A 22,418-nucleotide genomic window follows, 5' to 3' on the forward strand; every position below is an offset into this window, starting at 1 on the left:
TACGGTGGCGTAAGTTACGCCACCGTAGGGAGAACGTCGTGACCGTGCTCAGCCAGACCGCTCTGCTCACCGAACTCGAGCCGGTGGTCGAGAAGAACCTCGACCGCCACCTGTCGCTGGCCAAGGAGTGGTTCCCGCACGAGTACGTGCCGTGGAGCGAGGGCCGCACCTTCGACGGCCCGCTGGGCGGCGAGGCGTGGTCGCCGGAGGACTCGACGCTGCCCGAGGTGGCCCGGACCGCGCTGATCGTCAACCTGCTCACCGAGGACAACCTGCCGTCGTACCACCACGAGATCGCCACCCTGTTCGGGCGCGACGGCGCGTGGGGCACCTGGGTCCACCGGTGGACGGCGGAGGAGGGGCGGCACGGCACGGCGATCCGCGACTACCTCACTGTGACGCGGGCGGTGGACCCGGTGGCGCTGGAGCGGGCCCGCATGGTGCACATGTCGGCCGGTTACCAGAACGTGCACGACCAGGAGATGCTGCACTCGCTGGCGTACGTGTCGTTCCAGGAGCTGGCCACCCGCATCTCGCACCGCAACACGGGCCGGGCCACCGGCGACCCGATGTGCGAGGCGCTGCTGGCCCGGGTCGCCGCGGACGAGAACCTGCACATGGTCTTCTACCGCAACCTGCTCGGCGCGGCGTTCGAGCTGGCCCCGTCGCAGGCGATGCGTGCCGTAGCCGACGTGCTCGCCAACTTCCAGATGCCGGGTGTCGGCATCGACGGCTTCGCCCGCAAGTCGGTGGCGATCGCGCTGGCCGGGATCTACGACCTGCGCCAGCACCGCGACGAGGTGGTGATGCCGGTGCTGCGCCAGTGGAACCTGTTCGACGTGACCGGCCTGAACGCCGACGGCGAGGCCGCCCGCGACCAGATCGCCGCCCACCTGGACACCCTGGAGACCCAGGCGTCCCGCTTCGAGGAGCGCCGAGCCGCCCGAGCCGCCCGCGTCTCCGCCCGCACCGCCTGACCCCCCGCCCCTCCCGCTCGCCCGCGCGATCTTGCACTTACGGCCCCCGCGAATGCCGCGAAACCGGCGCTGCGGGGGCCGCAACTGCAAGATCGCGCGGGATCAGGGAGGGGGTCAGGGGAGGGGGAAGATGAGGCAGGTCGAGGTGGCGTGGGCTACCAGGCGGTTGGCGGGGTCCGTGAGGCGGGCCTCGGCCAGGGCGGTACGGCGGCCCCGCTGGAGCACCGTGCCCTCGCAGCGCAGCAGGCCGGTGTCGACTGTCACCGGGCGCAGGAACTTCACGTTGAGGTCCAGCGACGTGTAGCCGACGCCGGCCGGCAGCGTGGTGTGCACGGCGCACGCCGCGGCGGTGTCCAGCAGCGTGGAGAGGACGCCGCCGTGCACGGTGCCGAGCGGGTTGTAGTGGAACTCCTGCGGCAGCAGCTCGACCGCCACGCGCCCCTCCTCGGCCTCCATCCGGGACATGTCGACGAGGTGCATGATCGGCGGCGCGGCCAGCTCCCCGGCGATCATCGCCTGCATCAGTTCCAGGCCGCTGCGCCGGCCCAGGTGTGCGGCGCCGGCCGCCGGGTCGGACCAGGTGAACGTACGGGTGCGCTCCTGCGTCTGCGTCATGGACTCAGCCTCGCAGCGCGTTGCTGAGTCTGTCAATCAGACCTAGCCTGGTCGGCATGAGACCCGCGGCACTGGACTGGTCGGTGGAGAACTGCACCATCGCGCGCGCCATGGAGGTCCTCGGCGAGCGGTGGACCCTCGTCGTGCTGCGCGAGGTCTTCAACGGCGTACGCCGGTTCGACGACATGCGGGTGCGTACCGGCATCCCGCGCCAGGTGCTGACCAACCGGCTCGCCATGCTCGTCGAGCGCGGCGTGCTGCGCCGGGAGCCGTACCGCGAGCCGGGCAGCCGGCCGCGCCACGAGTACCGGCTCACCGAGATGGGGCTGGACCTGTGGCCGGTGCTCGTCGCGGTGCTCGGGTGGGGTGACCGCTACCTGGCCGACCCGGAGGGCTCGCCGCTGAGCGTCGCGCACCGCGACTGCGGCGCCGAGGTCCGGGTCGCGTTGCGGTGCGCCGGGGGGCACGAGATCACCGAGGCGCGCGACGTGCTGCCCCGCCCGGGCCCGGGCGCCCGCCGCCGCGCACCCTGACCCGCTCTGACAGATGATGTCGATGTTGTTGCTTCGGCGTTACACCGGGCGCTGGTGCGAATCCGGGCAAAGCCATGTCTTGCTTACGATCTTAAATGTGTGAATACTTTGGGCACCCGGGCGGTTTCCCCAGGTCGCCCGGGTTGTCCTCGGGCGCGCCCCCATGACAGCGCCCGTTCACCCCCATTCGGAGGTTGTTACATGCGACCCACGAGGTCCACGCTCCGCCGCGCCGCCGCAGTCGCCGTCGCCGGCACCCTGGTCACCGGCTCGCTGCTCGGCGCCCCCGCGCAGGCCGCCCCCACGGCCCTCTCGCCGGACGCCGCCGCCACCCTCGTCGAGAAGCTCGGCGCCCGCGCGGCCGGCACGTACGCCGACGCCAGCGGCAAGATGGTCGTCACGGTGACCGACACCGCCACCGCCCGCCAGGTGCGCGACGCCGGCGCCATCCCGAAGATCGTGGCGCGCGGCGCGGACAAGCTCAACGCCGCCACCAGCGAGCTGGAGCGCTCCGCCAAGATCCCCGGCACCGCCTGGTGGACCGACCCGGCCACGAACCAGGTCGTCGTCTCCGTCGACAGCACCGTCACCGGCGCCAAGCTGGAGCGGGTCAAGGCCGCCGCCGCCCGTCACAACGGCGCGATCCGCATCGAGGCCGAGGCCGGCGTGCTGAGCACCCGGATCTCCGGCGGCCAGGCGATCTACGCCGGCGGCGGGGGTCGCTGCTCGCTCGGGTTCAACGTCCGCAGCGGCTCGACCTACTACTTCCTCACCGCGGGCCACTGCACCAACATCTCGTCGAGCTGGTACAGCAACTCCGCGCAGACCAGCCTGCTCGGCACCCGGACCGGCACCAGCTTCCCGGGTAACGACTACGGCATCGTCCGGCACAACAACTCGGCCAACGCGGCCGGCAACGTCTCGCTCTACAACGGCAGCTTCCAGGACATCACCTCGGCCGGCAACGCGTACGTCGGCCAGTCCGTCCGCCGTTCCGGCAGCACCACCGGCCTGCGCAGCGGCAGCGTCAGCGCGCTCAACGCGACCGTGAACTACGCCGAGGGCAGCGTCTCCGGCCTCATCCGCACCAACGTCTGCGCCGAGCCGGGCGACAGCGGCGGCTCGCTGTTCGCCGGCACCGTCGCGCTCGGTCTCACCTCCGGTGGTAGCGGCAACTGCCGCACCGGTGGCACCACCTACTTCCAGCCGGTCACCGAGGCCCTCAGCCGCTACGGCGTGAGCGTCTTCTGATCCACGCACTTCCACGAACGGGCCGCCGGGTGACCGGCGGCCCGTTCCGCGTACCCGTCTCAGGCGCCCGCCCCGAGGCGGCCCGGACCGACCGGCGGGCCGTCCGGCCGGGGCGGCTCCGACGGCCGGGCCGTCCAGTGCCGGTGGGCCCGCCGGGCGGACAGCACCGCGGCCAGCGGCCAGAGCGTCACCGCGAGCGCGGCCACCCGCTCGGCCAGCCCGGTCCGGGAGCCGCCCGTCACCTCGGCCACCGACCAGCCGAACAACGCCAGCAGCACCGCCGTGACGGCCAGCGCCACCGGCCGGCGGAACGCCCACGGCGGCCGGCCCGCCGGGGAGGCGGCCACCGCACGCGGCACCCTGCGGGGCAGGCGCAGCGCCGTGCCGGCCGGCCACAGCGCCAGCGCGAGCACCGCCACGGTGGCCACCACCCCGTGCGCCGGGGAGCCGCCCACCTGCGGCCGGGGGAACGCGATGAGCGCGACGGTGGCCACCCCGCCGACCGCGAGCAGGAAGCGGCTGGGCAGCCCGGCGGCGTGCAGCGCGGCGGCGGTGGCGCAGTAGCAGCAGCCGAGCAGCACGAGCGCGCCGCCCATCAGCCACGGATCGGTCGCGCCCTCGCCGGCCAGTTCGCTGATCGTGTCCCGCACCGGGTCGTACCCCGGCCCCTGGCGGGCGCCCGCCACCGTCCAGCCCGCCACCAGCAGCGCGGGCGCGGCGGCCGCGGTGGCCACGGCCCAGGTCGGTACGGCACGCACCCGGCCACGGTAGACCGCCGGACCCGGCCCGCACGGCGCTTTGGCCAAGCACCCGGGGCGGCCCGGCTCGACGGGTGCCGGGGAGCGGGCCCGCCCGTCCTGACAGAATGCGGGGGAGCAGTGAGTGGACCAGATTGAGGAGACGCCAGCCGTGATCCGTACCCACAATGCCGGAAGCCTGCGCGCCGCGGACGCCGGCTCGACGGTGACGCTCGCCGGGTGGGTGGCCCGCCGGCGCGACCACGGCGGTGTCATCTTCGTCGACCTGCGTGACGCCTCCGGCGTCGTGCAGGTGGTCTTCCGCGAGGAGGACGCGCACGCGCTGCGCAACGAGTTCTGCGTCAAGGTCACCGGCGAGGTGACCCGCCGCCCGGAGGGCAACGAGAACCCGGACCTGCCCACCGGCGAGGTCGAGGTGACAGCGACCGCGCTGGAGGTGCTCTCCGAGGCCGCGCCGCTGCCGCTGCCGGTGGACGACCAGATCGAGGCCGGCGACGACATCCGGCTCAAGTACCGCTACCTGGACCTGCGCCGGGGCGGCCCGGCCAAGGCCATGCGGCTGCGCTCGCGGGCCAACCAGATCGCCCGCGGCGTGCTGCACGAGCGGGACTTCCTGGAGATCGAGACGCCGACGCTGACCCGCTCCACCCCGGAGGGTGCCCGCGACTTCCTGGTGCCGGTGCGCCTGCAGCCCGGTAGCTGGTACGCGTTGCCGCAGTCGCCGCAGCTGTTCAAGCAGCTGCTCATGGTCGGCGGCATGGAGCGGTACTACCAGATCGCCCGCTGCTACCGCGACGAGGACTTCCGCGCCGACCGGCAGCCGGAGTTCACCCAGCTCGACATCGAGATGTCGTTCGTCACCGAGGACGACGTGATCGACCTGGGCGAGGCGATCGTCTCGGCGTTGTGGAAGGACCTCGCCGGCTACGAGATCTCCCGGCCGATCCCGCGCATCACCTGGCACGACGCCATGTCCCGGTACGGCTCGGACAAGCCGGACCTGCGCTACGGCGTGGAGCTGACCGAGCTGACCGACTACCTGCGCGGCACCGAGTTCCGGGTGTTCGCCGGCGCGATCGACGCGGGCGGCTACGTCGGCGCGGTGGTCATGCCCGGCGGCGCCTCGCAGACCCGCAAGGAGCTGGACGGCTGGCAGGACTGGGCCAAGGCGCGCGGCGCGCGCGGCCTGGCATACGTGGTGCTGGACGCCGAGACCGGCGAGCCGCGCGGCCCGGTGGCGAAGAACCTGTCCGAGGCGCACCTGTCCGGCCTGGCCGACGCGGTCGGCGCGAAGCCCGGCGACGCGATCTTCTTCGCCGCGAGCACGAACACCCGCGAGGCGCAGGAGCTGCTCGGCGCCGCCCGGATCGAGATCGCCAAGCGGTCGAACCTGATCGACGAGAACGCCTGGGCGTTCTGCTGGGTCGTGGACGCGCCCATGTTCGAACGCACGGACGAGGGCGGCTGGACCGCCGTGCACCACCCCTTCACCTCGCCGAACGCCGAGTGGGTGGACCGGTTCGAGGAGGCACCGGACCGGGCGCTGGCCTACGCGTACGACATCGTCTGCAACGGCAACGAGATCGGCGGCGGCTCCATCCGTATCCACCGGGGCGACGTGCAGCAGCGGGTGTTCGACCTGCTCGGCATCACCGCCGACGAGGCGCAGGACAAGTTCGGCTTCCTGCTGGAGGCGTTCAAGTACGGCGCTCCGCCGCACGGCGGCATCGCGTTCGGCTGGGACCGGGTCTGCATGCTGCTGGCCGGCGCGGACTCGATCCGCGAGGTGATCGCGTTCCCGAAGACCCGGGGCGGCTTCGACCCGCTGACCGGCGCGCCCACCCCGATCACCGGGCAGCAGCGCGCCGAGGCCGGCATCGACGCCAAGCCGAAGGCGCCGGCCGGCCCGCACGCCGGCACCGCCGGCCCGGCCGCCCCGGTGGCCGACCCCACCTGATCCTCGCCTCGTCGAAAGGCCCGCGTCATGATGACGCGGGCCTTTTCGATCTTCAGGGGGACTCATGCGTCTGCTCGTGGTGGGAGCCAGCGGCTTCCTCGGCGCCGAGGTGTGCCGGCAGGCGGTCGCCGCCGGGCACCGGGTCACCGGCACGTACCACCGCGCCGCCGTCGCGGTGCCCGGCGTCGCGCCGCACCGGCTCGACGTGACCGACCGCGCCGCCGTGCGTGAGCTGCTGATTCGGGTACGCCCCGACGCCGTCGTCGCCACCCCCTACCGGTACGACGACTGGGCGGTCACGGCGGACGGGGCGGCCCACATCGCGGTAGCCGCCGCCGAGGTGCGCGCCCGGCTGGTGCACCTGTCCAGCGACGCGCTGCACGCCGGGCGGCCCACACCGTACGCGGACGAGGACGTGCCCACGCCGCTGCACCCGTACGGGGCGGCGAAGGCGGCGGCGGAGACGGCCGTACGGGCGGTGGATCCGGCCGCGGCGGTGGTGCGGACCTCGCTGATCGTGGGGGAGGGCAGCAAGCAGATCCAGCTCTGCCGGGACGCGCTGGCCGGGCGGGCCACCTTGTTCACCGACGAGCTGCGCTGCCCGGTGCACGTCGCCGACCTCGCCGCCGCGGTGCTGGAGCTGGTGCCGGGCGACTACGCCGGGCTGCTCAACGTGGCCGGGCCGGACGCGGTGAGCCGCGCCGAGCTGGGCGTGCTGGTGGCCCGGCACGACGGGGTGGACGCGCGCGGGCTGCCCACCACCACGATCGCCGCCGCCGGGCAGCACCGCCCGGGTGAGGTGGTGCTGGACTCCACCCGCGCCGCGGGGCTGCTGCGGACCCGCCTGCGGGGGATCACCGAGCTGTACGGCTAGTTGCACAGATTCTTTGCAATCCTCTTGTGCATGGAAAGTATGCACAGATATTGTGCATCCCATGGAGGAGAAGAAGGAGCGCACCGTACGCATCGACCACCGCCAGGTTCGTGCCCTGGCCCAACCGCTGCGCATGCGGCTGGTCGGGGCGCTGCGCGTGGGCGGTCCGGCCACCGCCACCGCCCTCGCGGAGGCGCTCGGCACCAACAGCGGTGCGACCAGCTACCACCTGCGCCAGCTCGCCGAGGTGGGCCTCGTGGTGGAGGACCCGAGCCTCGGCACCGGCCGCCAGCGCTACTGGCGGGCCGCGCACGACGTCACCAACTGGGAGTCCAGCGACTTCGACGACGACCCCGACGCGCGGGCGGCCATCGAGTGGATCGAGGCGGACTACGTCCGCTTCTTCGCCCAGCACGCCGAACGCTGGTTCGCCCAGCGGCACCGGTGGTCGGCGGACTGGCGCGACGGCTTCGGCATGGGCGACTTCTTCATGCGGATCCCGGTCGACCGCCTCAAGGCGATCCAGGAGGAGGTCTTCGCGGTCTTCGAGCGGCACCGCGACGCCACCGACCCCGACGACCCCGACGCCGAGACGGTGCAGTTCTACCTCGCCGCCCTGCCGATGGACGCGGCCTACCCGCGGTCCACCCCGCCGCCCGCCGAGGAGACGCCGTGACCGCGCTGTCCGTACGCCAGATCCGGTTCCGCTACCTCACGCTGTACGGCCTGCGCTGGCTGCCCACCGGCCTGCTCATGCCGGTGATGATCCTGCTGATGCAGGAGCGCGGGCTCACGCTGTCCCAGATCGGCCTGGTCGCCACCGCGCAGGGCCTCGTCGTACTGGCGCTGGAACTGCCCACCGGCGGCTTCGCCGACGCGCTCGGCCGCAAGCCGGTGCTGGTCGCCGCCTGGGCCATCGGCCTCGGCTCGCTGGCGCTCATGGCGGTGGCCGACTCGTTCTGGATGTTCTTCCTGGTCTGGGCGTTGCAGGGCGTCTACCGGGCGCTCGACAGCGGCCCGATGGAATCCTGGTACGTCGACGCCACGCTCGCCGCCGACCCGAAGGCCGAGTACGAGCGCGGCCTCGGCTGGGCCGGCACCGTGGTCGGTGTCGCCATCGGCGCGGGCGCCCTGCTCAGCGGCGGCCTGGTCGCGCTCGGTCCGATCGGCCCGGTCAGCGCGCTGGCGCTGCCGGTGATCGTCGCCGCCGTGCTCCAGGCCGTCTCCATCGTGGCGCTGCTGGCGCTGATGGCCGAGCGGCGGCCCGCGTCCGGCCCGGCCGCGCTGCGCGCCTCGGTGGTCGACGCGCCCCGCATGGTCGGGCAGGCCGTCGGGCTGCTGCGCCGCAACCGGGTGCTGCTGGCCCTGGTCGCCGTCGAACTGTTCTGGGGCTTCGGCATGGTCACCTTCGAGTCGCTGCTCCCGGTACGCCTCGCCGACGTGGTCGGTGGCGCCGACCGGGCGGCGGCGCTGCTCGGTCCCGCCGGCACGGCGGCCTGGCTGGCGAACGCCGCCGGCGCCGCGCTCACCCCGTTCCTGCTGCGCCGCCTCGGCGCCGCCCCGGCCGCCGCGCTGATGCGGATCCTCCAGGGCGTGACGGTGGTCGGCATGGGCCTGCTGGCCGGCCCGGTCGGCGTGCTCATCGCGTACCTGGCCTGCTACGCCGTGCACGGCGCGTCGAACCCGCTGCACATGGGCCTGCTGCACCGGCAGGTCGACGGCCCGTACCGGACCAGCGTGCTCTCGCTGAACTCGATGGCCGCCCAGCCGGCCGGCGCGCTCGGCGCGGTCACGCTGACCGCGCTGGCCGACGCCACGAGCGTCAGCGTCGCCATGATCGTCGGCGGGGTGGTGCTCGCCGTGGCCGCGCCGCTCTACCTGCCGGCCTGGCGCGCCGCCCGCCGTACCCCGCAGGACGTCACAGTGGAACCGGAGGCGGCGGCCGGCCCCGGCCACTCCGGCCTGGCGCCCGAGCCGGCCGGCCCGTCCCTCGACGCCGCCGCAGCCCCTGCCGGCCGGGACTGACCCCGGCGCGATCCGCCGGGACCGGACGAGATCCTGGTACGCGAGCGCCCCTGTGACGGCCGTTCCGTACCAGGATCCCGGCGTGGGAGGCTGCGTCAGGCGAGCCGGATCGACGTGCGGCGTTCGGCGGCGGTGAAGCCGAGCCGGCGGTAGAGCCGGATCGCGCCCACGTTGTCCGGGTACACGCCCAGCGCCACGGCGTCGTACCGGTCGAACAGGGCACACGTCATCCCGGCGGTCAGCGCCGCGCCCAGCCCCCGGCCGCGATGCCCGGGCGCGACCGTCAGCCCGGCCAGGAAGCCGATGTCACCCCGGCTGCGATCGGCGCCGCAGGCGAGCAGGCGGTCACCGTCGCGGATGCCGTACCAGCCGACGATGCCCGGATCGCCCGGCCGGGAGGTGGTGCTCGGGAACGCCTCCTCGATCAGCGCGGCCAGCGCGGGACGGTCGGCCCCGGTCAGGCGTACCACCCGCTCCTGCTCCGGCTGCCGCGGCGGCGGGCCGGTGGTCCAGAGGAAGTCCCACTCGGTGAGCCGGGCCACCGGCAGCCGCGCGGCCACCTCGTCCGGATCGGCGTGGGAAAGGTTGATCGACTGACCGGCCCGCAGCGTCCCGTCCGCCCGGTGGGCGGCGAAGACGTCGAGTGCCGGGCCGGGTGCGCCGACCGCGCCGCCGGCCGACCACTCGCCCGGCGGGAGCAGCCACCCCACCGCGCCGCCGTGCCGCCATCCGCGTACGGCCTCGTCGCGCCGCAGCGCGTGCCGGGCGAACGGGTGACGGCGGGCCGCGGCCAGCAGCCCCTCCCGCTCCGTCAGCGACTCGTCGACCGTGATCATTCCGCCAGCGTACGAGCATCCCTGCTGGTACCGAGGGCCGAGGCACCTCCTGTTCCACGGTGGAGATTGACGAACAGACCGATTGGGTACATCCGTCGCCGACCTGCTGGGAACCCCCACCGGAGGAACGACATGCTCGCCATTCTCGCGGCCATCGTGTTCGGTTTCGCGCTGCTGCTCGACTTCATGAACACCGACCTCGGCGCCCCCGATCTGTTCAGCACCACGACGCTCATGCTCATCGGCTTCCTGCTGCTCTCGCTCTACCTGGCCGGCGTCGGCTCCGGCCCGCGCGGCGGCGGTGGCGGCCGGTGGTACCGGGGCCGGCGGCCGGGTCGCGGCTGACCGGAAAAGACCACCCGGGCCGGGGCGGCGGCGCGATTCCGGCGTCGTCGGCCCGGCCCGGTACTGTTCCCGTGATGGAATCGGACGCCCTCTTCACCCTCGGCGAGCCGGCCGGCGCACCCGCGGGCGCGGGCGGCGCCGACGGCTTCACCGACACCCGGGCGGACTCGCCCCTGCCGGTGCGGATGCGCCCGGCGGGCATCGACGAGCTGGTCGGGCAGGAGCACCTGCTCGCGCCGGGAGCGCCGCTGCGTCAGCTGGTCGAGGGCGCGGCGCCGATGTCGGTGATCCTCTGGGGTCCGCCGGGCAGCGGCAAGACCACCATCGCCCACCTCGTGGCCCGGGCCACCGACCGGCGGTTCGTGGCGATGTCCGCACTGACCGCGGGCGTGAAGGACGTGCGCGCCGTGATCGACACCGCCCGGCGGCAACGCCGGTCCGGCGGCCCGCCCACAGTGCTGTTCATCGACGAGGTGCACCGGTTCAGCAAGACCCAGCAGGACTCGCTCCTCGCCGCCGTCGAGGACCGGACGGTCACGCTGCTGGCGGCGACAACGGAGAACCCGTACTTCTCGGTCATCTCGCCCCTGCTGTCGCGCTGCGTGCTGCTCACCCTCCAGGCCCTGGACGACGACGACGTACGCGGGCTGCTGCGCCGCGCGGTCGCCGACGAACGCGGTCTCGGCGGCGCGCTGGCCCTGGCGCAGGAGGCGGAGGACCACCTGGTCCGGCTCGCCGGGGGCGACGTGCGCAAGGCGCTCACCGCGCTGGAGGCCGCGGCGGCCACCGCGACCGCGCTGGGCACCGGCCGGATCGACCTGGCCGTGGCCGAGCAGGCGGTCGACGTGGCGGCGGTGCGCTACGACCGGGACGGCGACGCCCACTACGACGTGACGAGCGCGTTCATCAAGAGCATGCGCGGCTCGGACGTGGACGCGGCACTGCACTGGCTGGCCCGGATGCTGGTGGCCGGCGAGGACGCCCGGTTCATCGCCCGCCGGCTGGTGATCTTCGCCAGTGAGGACGTCGGCATGGCCGATCCCACCGCGCTGACAGTGGCCACCGCGGCCGCCCACGCGGTCGAGTACGTGGGCCTGCCGGAGGCACAGCTCAACCTGGCCCAGGCGGTCATCCACCTGGCCACCGCGCCGAAGTCGAACTCGGCCACCACGGCGATCGGCGCTGCCGTCGCCGACGTACGCGCGGGTCGGGGCGGCGCGGTGCCGCGCGGTCTGCGCGACGCCCACTACTCCGGGGCGCGGGGCCTCGGTCACGGCGCCGGCTACCGCTACCCGCACGACGACCACCGGGGGGTGGTCACCCAGCAGTACGCTCCGGACGACCTCGTCGGAACCGACTACTACCAGCCCAGCGGGCACGGCGCGGAGCGGGCGGTGGCCACCCGGCTGCCGCTGCTGCGCCGGATCGTGCGCGGGCTGCCGGCTCCGGCGACCCGGGCGGAGGCCGGCGCCCCGGCCGCCGCGAACGGGGCCCGGGTGGGGGGCGGCGAGCAGGCCAGCGGGGCGAGTGAGGGCGGCAGCGACGCCGCCGAGGGGGGTCAGTAGTGATGGCGCGTGGTCCGGAGCGGCCGGCGGACGGCCCCGACGAGCGGCGCGACCCGCGGGGCAAGGGCCGCCGGTGGGGACGGGGCCGGGCCGAGCCCGAGCTGGACCCGACAGTCGTCGGCGAGGAACTCGGCTGGATCGACGACCTGCGTACCGCCAAGCAGCAGGGCGGTGAACTCGGACCGGACGGGGGCGTCCCCGCGCCGCGCCCCGGCGCCGACCCGTCCTGGCCGGACGGCGAGCCGGCCCGGCCACCCCGCCCGGCCGCCGCGCCGGCTCCGGGCCCCGGTGTGCCGCCCGCCGGCCGGCAGGCTCCGCGGCCCCCGGCACCGGGCACCCAGCCGCCCTCGACCGGCCAGCCGGTTCCACCGCCGTCACCCGCCGGCCGGCCCGGCACTCCGTCGGCAGGTGCACCCCCGGCTCCCGGCCGGTCCGTTCCGCCCTCGGCTGCCACGCCCCAGGCTCCCGGCCGGCCCGTTCCGCCGTCGGCCGCCGCGCCGCAGGCTCCCGGCCGACCGGTTCCGCCGTCGGCCGCCGCGCCGCAGGCTCCCGGCCGGCCCCATCCGGGCGGGCCCGCTCCGGCCGGCCGCACCGACCCGACGATGCCGCCCGTGACCGGCCGTCCCGGCCCGGCCGCGCCCCCGGCCGCCGGGCGTCCCGGCGGGCCGGTCACCGGACGACCCGGTACCGACCTGCCCCCGGCTCCCGGCCGACCGGGCGTCGACACGCCTCCGCCTGCCGGACGGTCCCGGGTGGACACCGCCCCGCCGTCCGGCCGGCCCGGCGTGGACATGCCTCCGGCTCCCGGGCGCCCGCCCGCGGACACGCCGCCGGGGGTCCGCCCGCCGGTCGTGGACGCGCCCTCCGGCGGTGGCCGTCCCGGCCCGGAGACGCCGCCCGGTGGTGGCCGGCCCGGTCCGCGTCCGCCGGTCATGCGCCGCCCCGACACGCCCGGTCCGGCCGCGCCGCCGGTGCGCCCCGGCGGTCCCGAGACCGGTGCCCCGCGCCGGGCCGGCGACGGCCCGTGGCCCGGCGGCCCCGAAGCCGGCGCCCCGCACCGCCCCGTCGACGGTCCGTGGCCCGGCGTGCCCGAGGCACCCCGTCCCGCGGACGCGCCGTACCGCCGCCGCGTGGACGGACCCACCGGCCAGCAGTCACCCGTGGCCGGCACCCGGGTCCCGCCCGCTCCACCGACGCCCGGCCGGGCACCCGCCGACCCGGGTCGGCCGCCTGTCGACGGTGACACCCGGGTACCGCCGACGCCGCGCGGCCGGCACGGATCCGGACCCGAGGTCCCGCACCAGGCCGATCCGACGATCGCGTCGCCGCCCGTCGGCCGACGCGCCCGGGCGGACGACACCGCCGGCATCCAGCCGGTCTCCGGTGGTGCCCGCCGGGCCCGCGCCGAGGACACCGACGCCGTCCAGCCGCTCCCCGGTGGAGCACGCCGGGCGCGCCCCGACGACGTGGCACCCGGCACCCAGCCGGTGTCCGGTGCGGGCCGCCGGGCCCGTCCCGACGACGTTCCGCCCGGCACCCGGCCGGTGTCCGGTGCGGGCCGGCGGGCCCGTGCCGACGACGTACCGCCCGGCACCCGCCCCGTCTCCGGTGCGGGCCGTCGCGCCGCGCCGGAAGGTGCCGTACCCGGCGGGCCGGCCGGACGGGCCGTACCGGACGCCGCCCCGGTCTCCGGCGGCGGGCGACGCGCCCGGCACGACGAGCCCACCGGCGGGCACCACGTGTCCGCGCCCGGCGGCGAATCCGCAGCCGTGCCCACGCCGGGCACCGGCCGCCGGGCCGCCCCGGAACGCCCCCCGGTCGTCCCGCGCAGCGGAAACGCGCCGGACCTGCCGGGCGCGCCCGTGTCCGGCAGTCCGGCGACCGGCCCGACCTCGCCCGCCGGCCGCCGAGGCACGCCCGCCGGCCGCGGTGCCGCCCCCGACGTACCCGGCGGCCGCCGGGCCGCGCCCGATGCCGCCGGTGGCCGCCGGGCCGCTCCCGACGAGCCGGTCGGTCCCGGCGCCGGCGTCGAGACGCCCGGTCGCCGCGCCGCGCGTGACGAGGCCGGTGAGCCGCGGCCGCAACGGCCCGACCGGCCCGCGGACTGGCTGCGGCAGGCCGGTCGCACGCCGCACACCGACCCGGCCATGCCGGTCACCCGCCGCCCGGCCGGACCTCCGGCCGAGGAGCCGTCCGGTCGTCCCGGTGGGCCCGCCGGCCGGGCCGGCGTCGCGGTTCCGCCGGTGCGTCCCGAGCCGGGTACGCCGTCCCCGCGCCCCGGACAGCCCGGCCCCGACGTGCCGGCGCGCGCCGAACCGGCGGGCCGCCCCGGCCAGCCCGGTCCGGCCGTGCCCCCGGCCCGGTCCCAGCCGTCCGACCCGTCGCGCGGTGGGCCCGGTCCGGCCCGCGGCGCGGCGCGCCCCGGTGTCGCGCCCGCTCCCGGCCCGGCCGGTCCGGGTCCGCGTGGCGACCTCGATCGCACGGGCGGGATTCCCGCGGGTGGTGGCCGTCCCGGTGGTGCTCCGGCGGGTCCGGCCGGCCCGGCCCGCCCGGGTCCGCGTGGCGACCTCGATCGCACGGGCGGGATTCCCGCCGACGGTGGCCGCCCCGGTGGCGGCCCGGCGGGTCCGGCCGGTCCCGGTCCGCGTGGCGACGTCGAGCGCACCGGTGGGGTGCCGGTCGGTGCCGGCCGCCCCGGTGGCGGTCCGGCCGGACCCGGTGGCGACGGACGCGGGATGGCACGCCCCGACGACACCCGGCCCGGTGCCGGGCCCCGTCCGCCGGTGGCACCCGGCGCCCGAGGGCCGGCAGGCGACGGCCCGGTGCCGCCCGGCGCGCCGGTGACCGCCCGCGCGGCAGCCGGTGTGGCCCGCCCGGTCGCGCCGGACGAGCGGAGCGCCGGACGTGCGACGCCACCCGGACCGGAGCCGGACCGGCCCGGACCGGGCAACGCGGCGACACCGGCGACGGCCCGCGCGGCTGTGGCCGTACCCCCGGGGGAGCCCGCGGGGCCACGGCCCGCAGCGGGCGGCGCGCCACGGCCCGGCGGTCCCGGACCGGACGACAGCGGCGCGGAGGCCGGGGGCCTGCGCGGCGCCCGGTCCGAGCTGCGCCGGCAGATGCGCGAGCGCACCCGGCTGCGGCTGGGCATCCTCGCCCTGGTCAGCCTCGTGCTGCTCGGCGCGGTGCCGCTGTACTTCGGGATGCGGACGCTCAGCCGCGACCCCGTCTTCGACACCCTCGACGCGCTCGCCGTGCCCGCCTGGGCGCAGAGCAACACCGTCGACAACGTCAGCGGCAGCCGCTGGTGCCTCCAGGACTGCCGCCTGCGTGAACGTTCCGTCGAGTCGGAGCAGGGGTGGAAGGAGACCGTCGCGGTCTACGAGAAGGCGCTGACCGGGGACGGGTGGCGGCGCTGGAAGGTCGACCGCTGCCCGGACGAGAAGGTCCCGGGTAGCTACACCTGCTGGCGCCGGGACGAACTGACGCTCGACCTGTGGGTACGCGACCGCACCTGCACGCCCCCGCCGGTGGACGGGGCGCCCGCGCCGACCGCACCGGCCACGCCCGCAGCGGCGGAGTGCACCGGCTCGTTGGTGTCGGTGAAGGTGCGCAACGCGATCGACGACGAGCGCACCGGACCGACACCGACCACCGATCCGTCACTCACCGGTGAGGATCCGTACCCGACCCTGACCGACGACCCGCTGGGCGAGGCGACCCCCTCACCGTCGTGAGCCGACTTTCATCACGGACGGTAGGGTCTGGGGCTGGCACGCCCGTCCGCGCCCGGTGACCGGGTCGGCGTGGCGCGAAGTGGGTAGGTACGGTCGCGCGTTCCGGGGCGTCGGGTCCCGGGACACTGCTTGAGGAGGACTTTCGCGTGAGTGGTGGAGAGATCGCTGCGCTGATCGCGGCCGGCGCGTTCCTGATGCTGGTGCTCGTGCTGGCGGTGCCGATCCTGCGGCTGCGGCACACCGTGGACGCGACGACCCGCATGATCACCGACGTGAACGAGCGCACCGCGCCGCTGCTCGGCGACGTGAACACCACGGTGAAGAACGTCAACGTGGCGCTGGAGCAGGTGCAGACCTCGCTGGACGGGGTGAACCTGCAGCTCGCCAAGGTGGACACCATGACCAGCCACGCGCAGAACGTCACCGCGAACGTGGCGAACCTGGCCACCGTGGTCTCCGCCGCCGCCGCGAACCCGCTGGTCAAGGTGGCCGCGTTCGGGTACGGCGTGCGCCGGGCCGCCTCCGCCCGCCGGCACGCCGAGACCGAGCGCGAGGTGCGCGACACCATCAAGCAGCAGCGTCGCGCCGCCAAGCGCGGCAACCGCTGACCCCGACCGGCGTACGCGGGAAGGATGAGAACATGAGGCGGTTGTTCTGGCTGGGCATCGGGCTGGCCGTGGGCGTCCTGGTGGTGCGCAAGGCCACCCGGACCGCGCAGGCGTACACCCCGGCCGGCATCGCCAGCGGGCTGTCCGAGTCCGCCGGCGGTCTGGTCGAGTCGCTGCGGGCGTTCGTGGACGACGTCCGGGTCGGCATGGCCGAGCGTGAGCAGGAGATCCACGAGGCCTTCGCCCGCGGCGAGGTGTACGACGACCAGTTCGCCGAGCTGCGGGAGGACCCGCGGATCGGTGACCGAGAGATTTTCCCGGAGGACCACCAGCGATGAAGACGGCGGAGATCAAGCGGCGGTTCCTCGCCCACTTCGAGGCGAACGGGCACACCGTGGTGCCGTCCGCTCCGCTGCCCGCCATCAGCGACCCGAACCTGCTGTTCATCAACGCGGGCATGGTGCAGTTCGTGCCCTACTTCCTGGGCCAGCAGACCCCGCCGTACGCGCGGGCGACGAGCGTGCAGAAGTGCATCCGGACGCCGGACATCGACGAGGTCGGCAAGACCAGCCGGCACGGCACGTTCTTCCAGATGAACGGCAACTTCTCCTTCGGTGACTACTTCAAGTCCGGGGCGATCCCGCTCGCCTGGGACCTGGCCACCAAGCCGGTCGAGGCGGGCGGTTTCGGGCTGGACCCGGAGCGGATCTGGGCCACCGTCTACCTGGACGACGACGAGGCGTACGACATCTGGCGCGCCACCGGCGTGCCGGCCGAGCGGATCGTGCGCCGGGGCAAGGCGGACAACTTCTGGTCGATGGGCATCCCCGGCCCGTGCGGCCCGTGCTCCGAGCTGTACTACGACCGCGGCCCGGCCTACGGCCGCGAGGGCGGCCCGGAGGTCGACGAGGACCGCTACCTGGAGTTCTGGAACCTCGTCTTCATGCAGTTCGAGCGGGGTCCGGGCGTCGGCAAGGAGGACTTCCCGATCCTCGGCGACCTGCCGGCGAAGAACATCGACACCGGCATGGGCCTGGAGCGGATGGCCTCGCTGCTGCAGGGCGTGGACAACCTCTACGAGATCGACGAGGTCAAGCCGATCCTGGACCGGGCCGCCGAGCTGACCGGCAAGCGCTACGGCGTGCACTCCGGTCACGCGGCGAACGAGTCGCACCCGGACGACGTACGGCTCCGGGTGATCGCCGACCACGTGCGCACCTCGCTGATGCTCATCGGCGACGGCGTGACCCCGTCGAACGAGGGCCGGGGTTACGTGCTGCGGCGGATCATGCGCCGGGCGATCCGGGCGGTGCGGCTGCTCGGCTACCAGGACCGGGCGCTGCCGGAACTGCTGCCGGTGGCCCGCGACTGCATGGCGCCGTCGTACCCGGAGCTGGCCGAGGACTTCGGCCGGATCTCCCAGTACGCGTACGCCGAGGAGGACGCGTTCCTGGCCACGCTGCGCGCCGGCACCACGATCCTGGACACCGCCATCGCCGAGACCAAGTCGGCCGGCAAGGCGGCGCTCTCCGGTGACAAGGCGTTCCAGCTGCACGACACGTACGGCTTCCCGATCGACCTGACCCTGGAGATCGCGGCCGAGCAGGGCTTGCAGGTCGACGCGGAGGGCTTCCGCCGGCTGATGGCCGACCAGCGCAGCCGGGCCAAGGCCGACGCGCAGGCGCGCAAGACCGGGCACACCGACGTGTCGGCGTACCGGTCGGTGCTCGACGGCGGCGGGCCGGTGGAGTTCACCGGCTACACCGAGCTGAGCCGGGAGTCCCGGGTGCGCGCGCTGCTGTCCGGCGGCGCCACCGTGTCGGCGGCTGTCGAGGGGGACACGATCGAGCTGGTGCTCGACACCACCCCGTTCTACGCCGAGGGCGGCGGCCAGCAGCCCGACCAGGGACTCATCACCGTCGGCGGCGGCCAGGTCGAGGTCTTCGACGTGCAGCAGCCGGTGCCCGGCCTGATCGTGCACCGGGCCAAGGTGGTGCGCGGCGAGGTGCGCTCCGGCGAGACCGGGTACGCCGAGATCGACGTGTCCCGCCGCCGGGCCATCTCCCGCTCGCACACGGCGACGCACCTGGTGCACCAGACGATGCGCAACTTCCTCGGCGAGTCGGCGACCCAGGCGGGTTCGCTCAACGCGCCGGGCCGGCTGCGGTTCGACTTCAACACCCCGACGGGTGTGGCGCCGAGCGTGCTGCACGACGTCGAGCAGCAGGTCAACGAGGTGCTGCTGGCCGACCTGGAGGTGCACGCGTTCGTCACCAGCCAGGAGGAGGCCCGCCGGATCGGGGCGATGGCCCTGTTCGGCGAGAAGTACGGCGAGCGGGTCCGGGTCGTCGAGGTCGGCGACTACGCCCGTGAGCTGTGCGGCGGCACGCACGTGGCCCGCTCCGCCCAGCTCGGCCTGGTGAAGATCCTCTCCGAGGCGTCGGTGGGTTCCGGAGTACGCCGGATCGAGGCGCTCGTCGGCATGGACGCGTTCGGGTTTCTGGCCCGCGAGCACCTGCTGGTGTCCCGGCTGGCCGAGCTGTTCCGGGTGCCGGGGGAGCAGGTCGCCGACCGGGTGGAGCAGACCGTCACCCAGCTGCGCGACGCGGAGAAGGAACTGGAGAAGCTGCGCGCCCAGCTCGTGCTCGGCGGGGCCGGTGCCCTGGCGGCGCAGGCGAAGGACGTGCGCGGCGTCGCGTACGTCGGCACCGAGGCGCCGGAGGGCGCGGCGGCCAACGACGTGCGGACCCTCGCCCAGGAGATCCGGGGCCGGATCGACGCGGCCCGCCCGGCGGTGGTCGCGGTGGCTGCCCGGGCCAACGGCAAGGCGTCTCTCGTGGTGGCTGTCAACCAGGCCGCCCGGGGCCGGGGCCTGAGCGCGAAGGACCTGGTCAAGGCCGCGTTCTCCGGCCGGGGCGGCGGCAGCGACGACCTGGCCCAGGGCGGCGGGCTGCCCGCGACGGAGGCGCCGAACCTGCTGGTCACCGTCGAGCGGGCGGTCGCCGACGCGGCATGAGCGAACGCACCGAGCGGAGCGAGGGCCGTGAGGGCATGCCCAGTCGGCACGGCATGAGCGAACGCACCGAGCGGAGCGAGGGCCGTGAGGGCATGCCCAGTCGGCACGGCATGAGCGAACGCACCGAGCGGAGCGAGGGCCGTGAGGGCATGCCCAGTCGGCACGGCATGAGCGCAACGATCGACGCCAGGGCGGACCACCCGGTCCGCCCTGGCCCGTACCGGCGGGGAGGTGTCCGCTCGTGAGCGAGCTGTCCCGTGGCGTCCGGCTGGGTGTCGACGTCGGTCAGGTCCGGGTGGGGGTGGCCCGCTGTGATCCGCACGGCATCCTCGCGACGCCGCTGGTGACGCTGGCCCGCGATCTGACGGCCGAACCGGACGCGGTCCCCGCCGACATGGCCGAGCTGGTCCGGCTCGCCGCCGAGCACGAGGCGGTGGGGATCGTGGTCGGGCTGCCGGTCAACCTCGCCGGAAAACACGGCCCGGCGGCGGTGAACGTATCAGCATATGCCAGCCGATTGGCTGATGTAATGAGGCCAATTCCGGTGACGCTGACGGACGAGAGGATGTCTACCGTCGTCGCGAGTCGTAGGCTGGCCGAACGGGGCGTCCGGGGAAAGCGCCAACGAGCGGTGGTCGACCAGGCCGCCGCGGTGGAGATTCTGCAGAGCTGGCTGGACGCACAGCGGAGGCGGACGCAATGATCGACGATCTTGATCTGGGCTTCGACGAGCAGGACAGGGGGGAGAAGGGCCGGCACCGGCGCGGCGCGGTACGCCGGCGCCAGGGCAAGTCCGGCGGCGGCCGGGGCAAGACCCTGCTCGCCCTCGCGCTCGCCCTGGTTCTGCTCGGCGGCATCGGCGGCGGCGCGTTCTACGGCTTCGACCGGGTCCAGAACTACTTCGTCACCCCCGACTACGACGGCTCCGGCACCGGCGAGGTGACAGTCGAGATCAAGCAGGGCGCGCTGATCGCCGACATGGCCGACGCGCTCGTCGCCGCCGACGTGGTGAAGAGCACCAAGGCGTTCATCGAGGCCGCCGAGGAGAACTCGCGCAGCAAGAACATCCAGCCCGGCACGTACAAGCTGCGCAAGCAGATGAGCGGTGACGCGGCGGTCGTGGCGCTGCTGGACCTCAAGAACAAGATCGTCAACGGGATCACCATCCCCGAGGGGCTCACCGCGAAGACGGTCTACAAGCGGCTCTCCGAGAAGACCGACATCCCGGTCAAGGACTTCGAGGCCGCTGCGAAGGACCCGGAGGCGCTCGGCGTCCCGGACTGGTGGTTCAAGCGCTCCGACGGCAAGAAGGTCAAGCCGTCGGTCGAGGGATTCCTGTTCCCGGACACCTACGAGATCCCGCCGAAGGCCACCGCCGAAACAGTGCTCAAGCTGATGGTGGACAACTTCCTCACCGTCACCGGGAACCTGAAGTTCGCCGAGAACGTGCAGGCGAACCGTGGCGGCATCAGCCCGTACGAGGTGCTCATCGTGGCGTCGCTCTCGCAGGCGGAGGCGGGTAACAAGGACGACCTCGGCAAGATCGCCCGCGTCGCCTACAACCGGGTCTACAGCGGCAACTTCCCCTGCAGCTGTCTGCAGTTCGACGTGTCGGTCAACTACTACTGGGAGCTGACCGGCAAGCCAACAAAGGCGTCGAAGGACATGCGCAGAGAGGAGCTGTACGACGAGAAGAACCCGTACAGCACCCACGCTCGCCCGGGTCTGCCCCCGACTCCCATCAACAACCCGGGGAAGCAGGCCCTGGAGGGGGCGCTGAACCCGCCGAACGAGAAGTGGCTCTTCTTCGTCGCCATCGACAAGCAGGGACACTCGGCTTTCGCGACGACGAACGCCGAGCATGAGCGCAACATCGAGAAGGCCAAGGAGAACGGCGTTCTCTAGGCACGACCGCGCGACCTCGCTCAGCCGCGATGCTTGCGGAGATCGACTGCAGTCACTACGCTCGGTGCCTGTATTCGACATCGAGACGCGGGGGTGCCTCATGATGCGTGGTTTGTGGACGCGGCGAGTCGGCGTGGTGGGAACTGGCGTCGCGATGCTGTTGGGATTTGCTGCTGTGCCGGCACAGGCGGCGACGATCACCCGGAGCACGACCGGAGCGGCTGGAAGAGCGGTCTACCTGGGCGATTCCAACTGGGAGCTGTTCGCTCGCGACACGCTGTCGGACGGGCACTGCGCGCGTTGGCAGGTGCGCGCACCCGGGGGAACCTCGTGGTCGTGGCAGGGCGATTCCGTCTGCACCTCGACGGAGAAGTCCGCGACGTTCGGTGTGTCGAACTACTCCTACCGGATCTGCCGAACCGGGATCGGCAACTGCTCGTCCGCGGCTACGCTACCCTGATCCGTTCATGACCTGGGGGGAGAGAAGCAGTGCAGTTCTCGACCCCCCGCCGCGCCGCTGTTGTCGGCAAGCCGATCGCCCACTCGCTCTCCCCGGTGATCCACACCGCCGGGTACGCGGCGGCCGGGCTGACCGGCTGGTCGTACACCCGGATCGAAGCCGGCGCCGACGACCTGCCCGGCCTGGTCGCGGGCCTGGGCACGGAGTGGGCCGGGCTGTCGGTGACCATGCCCGGCAAGGAGGCGGCGCTCGCGCTGGCCGACGAGGTCTCGCCGGTCGCCGCCGCGGTCGGCGCCGCCAACACGTTGGTACGCCGGCCCGACGGCACCTGGTACGCCGACAACACCGACGTCGCCGGCATGGTCGAGGTGCTCACCGGTGCCGGTTGCGTGGCCGGGGCGGTCGTCACCGTGCTCGGCGCGGGCGGTACGGCCCGGGCCGCGATCGCGGCGGCGGCCCGGATCGGGGCGGCCGAGGTGACAGTGGTGGCCCGTCGCCCGGAGGCCGTCGACGAGCTGCGCCCGGTCGCGGAGGTGGCCGGCGTGCCACTGGCGGGCGCCGAGTGGGACGGCGCGCCCGCCCACGCCCGCGCCGACCTGGTGATCTCCACGGTGCCGAAGGGCGTCGCCGACCCGCTCGCCGACAACTTCGACTGGCGGCCCGAGTCCGTCTTCTTCGACGTGGTCTACGACCCGTGGCCCACGCCGCTCGCGGCGGCGGCGCTGGCCGCCGGATGCCGGGTGGTCTCCGGGCTGGACCTGCTGCTGGCCCAGGCGTTCGGCCAGTTCGAGCAGTTCACCGGCGTCACCGCGCCACGCGCCGCGATGGCCGACGCCCTGGCACGGGAACGGGCCGGCGCCGGACCGGTGTGACCGGCGCGCGGACGGGCCCGTCCGCAGGGCGGGACGCGGCGGGCGGCGTACGCCGGTGACCACCGGGCGTGACAGACTGACCGT

20 protein-coding genes are annotated in these 22,418 nt (G+C 74.5%); 17 read left to right on the top strand and 3 right to left on the bottom strand.

The annotated features are described in order from the left end of the window. Positions 1-38 precede the first annotated feature (38 nt). Positions 39-977, top strand: coding sequence for an acyl-ACP desaturase (locus ACN27D_RS27270; protein WP_120570531.1), 939 nt, complete (start codon positions 39-41; stop codon positions 975-977). Positions 978-1,091: 114 nt separating this feature from the next. Here ACN27D_RS27270 and ACN27D_RS27275 read toward each other — a convergent pair whose 3' ends face one another. Then, positions 1,092-1,592 (bottom strand): PaaI family thioesterase, encoded by a 501-nt coding sequence (locus ACN27D_RS27275; RefSeq protein WP_350815990.1) that lies wholly within the window; start codon positions 1,590-1,592, stop codon positions 1,092-1,094. Between the two features lie 56 nt (positions 1,593-1,648). On the opposite strand from ACN27D_RS27275, the gene ACN27D_RS27280 reads away from it, so the two are divergent. Further along, on the top strand, positions 1,649-2,125 hold the full coding sequence (locus ACN27D_RS27280; RefSeq protein WP_121686406.1) for a winged helix-turn-helix transcriptional regulator: 477 nt from the start codon (positions 1,649-1,651) through the stop codon (positions 2,123-2,125). A 201-nt stretch (positions 2,126-2,326) separates the two neighbouring features. After that, the gene (locus ACN27D_RS27285) at positions 2,327-3,376 is read left to right on the top strand and encodes a S1 family peptidase (RefSeq protein ID WP_120570529.1); all 1,050 of its coding nucleotides are present in this window, start codon (positions 2,327-2,329) and stop codon (positions 3,374-3,376) included. 59 nt (positions 3,377-3,435) lie between these two features. Here ACN27D_RS27285 and ACN27D_RS27290 read toward each other — a convergent pair whose 3' ends face one another. Then, on the bottom strand, positions 3,436-4,134 hold the full coding sequence (locus ACN27D_RS27290; RefSeq protein WP_083816938.1) for a DUF998 domain-containing protein: 699 nt from the start codon (positions 4,132-4,134) through the stop codon (positions 3,436-3,438). A gap of 151 nt (positions 4,135-4,285) precedes the next feature. On the opposite strand from ACN27D_RS27290, the gene aspS reads away from it, so the two are divergent. From aspS to ACN27D_RS27310, 4 genes are all read left to right on the top strand, one after another. After that, positions 4,286-6,091: an aspartate--tRNA ligase gene (aspS, locus tag ACN27D_RS27295; protein ID WP_421501202.1), complete on the top strand. Its 1,806-nt coding sequence runs from the start codon at positions 4,286-4,288 to the stop codon at positions 6,089-6,091. 64 nt (positions 6,092-6,155) lie between these two features. Further along, complete coding sequence (locus ACN27D_RS27300) at positions 6,156-6,965, top strand: SDR family oxidoreductase (RefSeq protein WP_421500334.1); 810 nt, start codon at positions 6,156-6,158, stop codon at positions 6,963-6,965. Between the two features lie 61 nt (positions 6,966-7,026). Further along, positions 7,027-7,641: a winged helix-turn-helix domain-containing protein gene (locus ACN27D_RS27305; protein ID WP_421500335.1), complete on the top strand. Its 615-nt coding sequence runs from the start codon at positions 7,027-7,029 to the stop codon at positions 7,639-7,641. After that, complete coding sequence (locus ACN27D_RS27310; protein ID WP_421500336.1) at positions 7,638-8,990, top strand: MFS transporter; 1,353 nt, start codon at positions 7,638-7,640, stop codon at positions 8,988-8,990. The genes ACN27D_RS27305 and ACN27D_RS27310 overlap by 4 nt, the downstream gene beginning before the upstream one ends. 95 nt (positions 8,991-9,085) lie before the next feature. Here ACN27D_RS27310 and ACN27D_RS27315 read toward each other — a convergent pair whose 3' ends face one another. Beyond that, positions 9,086-9,826, bottom strand: coding sequence for a GNAT family N-acetyltransferase (locus tag ACN27D_RS27315; RefSeq protein ID WP_421500337.1), 741 nt, complete (start codon positions 9,824-9,826; stop codon positions 9,086-9,088). A gap of 132 nt (positions 9,827-9,958) precedes the next feature. Here ACN27D_RS27315 and ACN27D_RS27320 point away from each other — a divergent pair, with 132 nt between their 5' ends. The 10 genes from ACN27D_RS27320 (at position 9,959) to ACN27D_RS27365 (ending at position 22,334) form a co-directional block, all read left to right on the top strand. Continuing rightward, positions 9,959-10,171, top strand: coding sequence for a hypothetical protein (locus ACN27D_RS27320; RefSeq protein ID WP_013285485.1), 213 nt, complete (start codon positions 9,959-9,961; stop codon positions 10,169-10,171). A 74-nt stretch (positions 10,172-10,245) separates the two neighbouring features. Continuing rightward, the gene (locus ACN27D_RS27325; protein WP_358172827.1) at positions 10,246-11,736 is read left to right on the top strand and encodes a replication-associated recombination protein A; all 1,491 of its coding nucleotides are present in this window, start codon (positions 10,246-10,248) and stop codon (positions 11,734-11,736) included. A 3,119-nt stretch (positions 11,737-14,855) separates the two neighbouring features. Next, positions 14,856-15,473, top strand: coding sequence for a hypothetical protein (locus ACN27D_RS27330; RefSeq protein ID WP_091424570.1), 618 nt, complete (start codon positions 14,856-14,858; stop codon positions 15,471-15,473). A gap of 146 nt (positions 15,474-15,619) precedes the next feature. After that, on the top strand, positions 15,620-16,081 hold the full coding sequence (locus tag ACN27D_RS27335; protein ID WP_013285490.1) for a DUF948 domain-containing protein: 462 nt from the start codon (positions 15,620-15,622) through the stop codon (positions 16,079-16,081). Positions 16,082-16,113: 32 nt separating this feature from the next. Further along, positions 16,114-16,419: a hypothetical protein gene (locus ACN27D_RS27340; protein ID WP_013285491.1), complete on the top strand. Its 306-nt coding sequence runs from the start codon at positions 16,114-16,116 to the stop codon at positions 16,417-16,419. Further along, positions 16,416-19,097, top strand: a complete 2,682-nt coding sequence (alaS, locus tag ACN27D_RS27345; RefSeq protein WP_421500338.1) for an alanine--tRNA ligase — start codon at positions 16,416-16,418, stop codon at positions 19,095-19,097. The genes ACN27D_RS27340 and alaS overlap by 4 nt, the downstream gene beginning before the upstream one ends. A gap of 241 nt (positions 19,098-19,338) precedes the next feature. Continuing rightward, a complete protein-coding gene (ruvX, locus tag ACN27D_RS27350) occupies positions 19,339-19,800 on the top strand; it encodes a Holliday junction resolvase RuvX (protein ID WP_151500724.1) in 462 nt (153 codons plus the stop codon). Next, a complete protein-coding gene (gene mltG / locus ACN27D_RS27355; protein WP_358172823.1) occupies positions 19,797-21,002 on the top strand; it encodes an endolytic transglycosylase MltG in 1,206 nt (401 codons plus the stop codon). The genes ruvX and mltG overlap by 4 nt, the downstream gene beginning before the upstream one ends. A 64-nt stretch (positions 21,003-21,066) precedes the next feature. Next, entirely contained in the window at positions 21,067-21,462 is a 396-nt protein-coding gene (locus ACN27D_RS27360; protein WP_421500339.1) for a hypothetical protein, read from the top strand. A gap of 29 nt (positions 21,463-21,491) precedes the next feature. Further along, on the top strand, positions 21,492-22,334 hold the full coding sequence (locus ACN27D_RS27365; protein ID WP_421500340.1) for a shikimate dehydrogenase: 843 nt from the start codon (positions 21,492-21,494) through the stop codon (positions 22,332-22,334). Positions 22,335-22,418: the final 84 nt, after the last annotated feature.

It is taken from the genome of Micromonospora sp. WMMD1274 (assembly GCF_049179035.1).
GTDB lineage: Bacteria > Actinomycetota > Actinomycetes > Mycobacteriales > Micromonosporaceae > Micromonospora > Micromonospora tulbaghiae.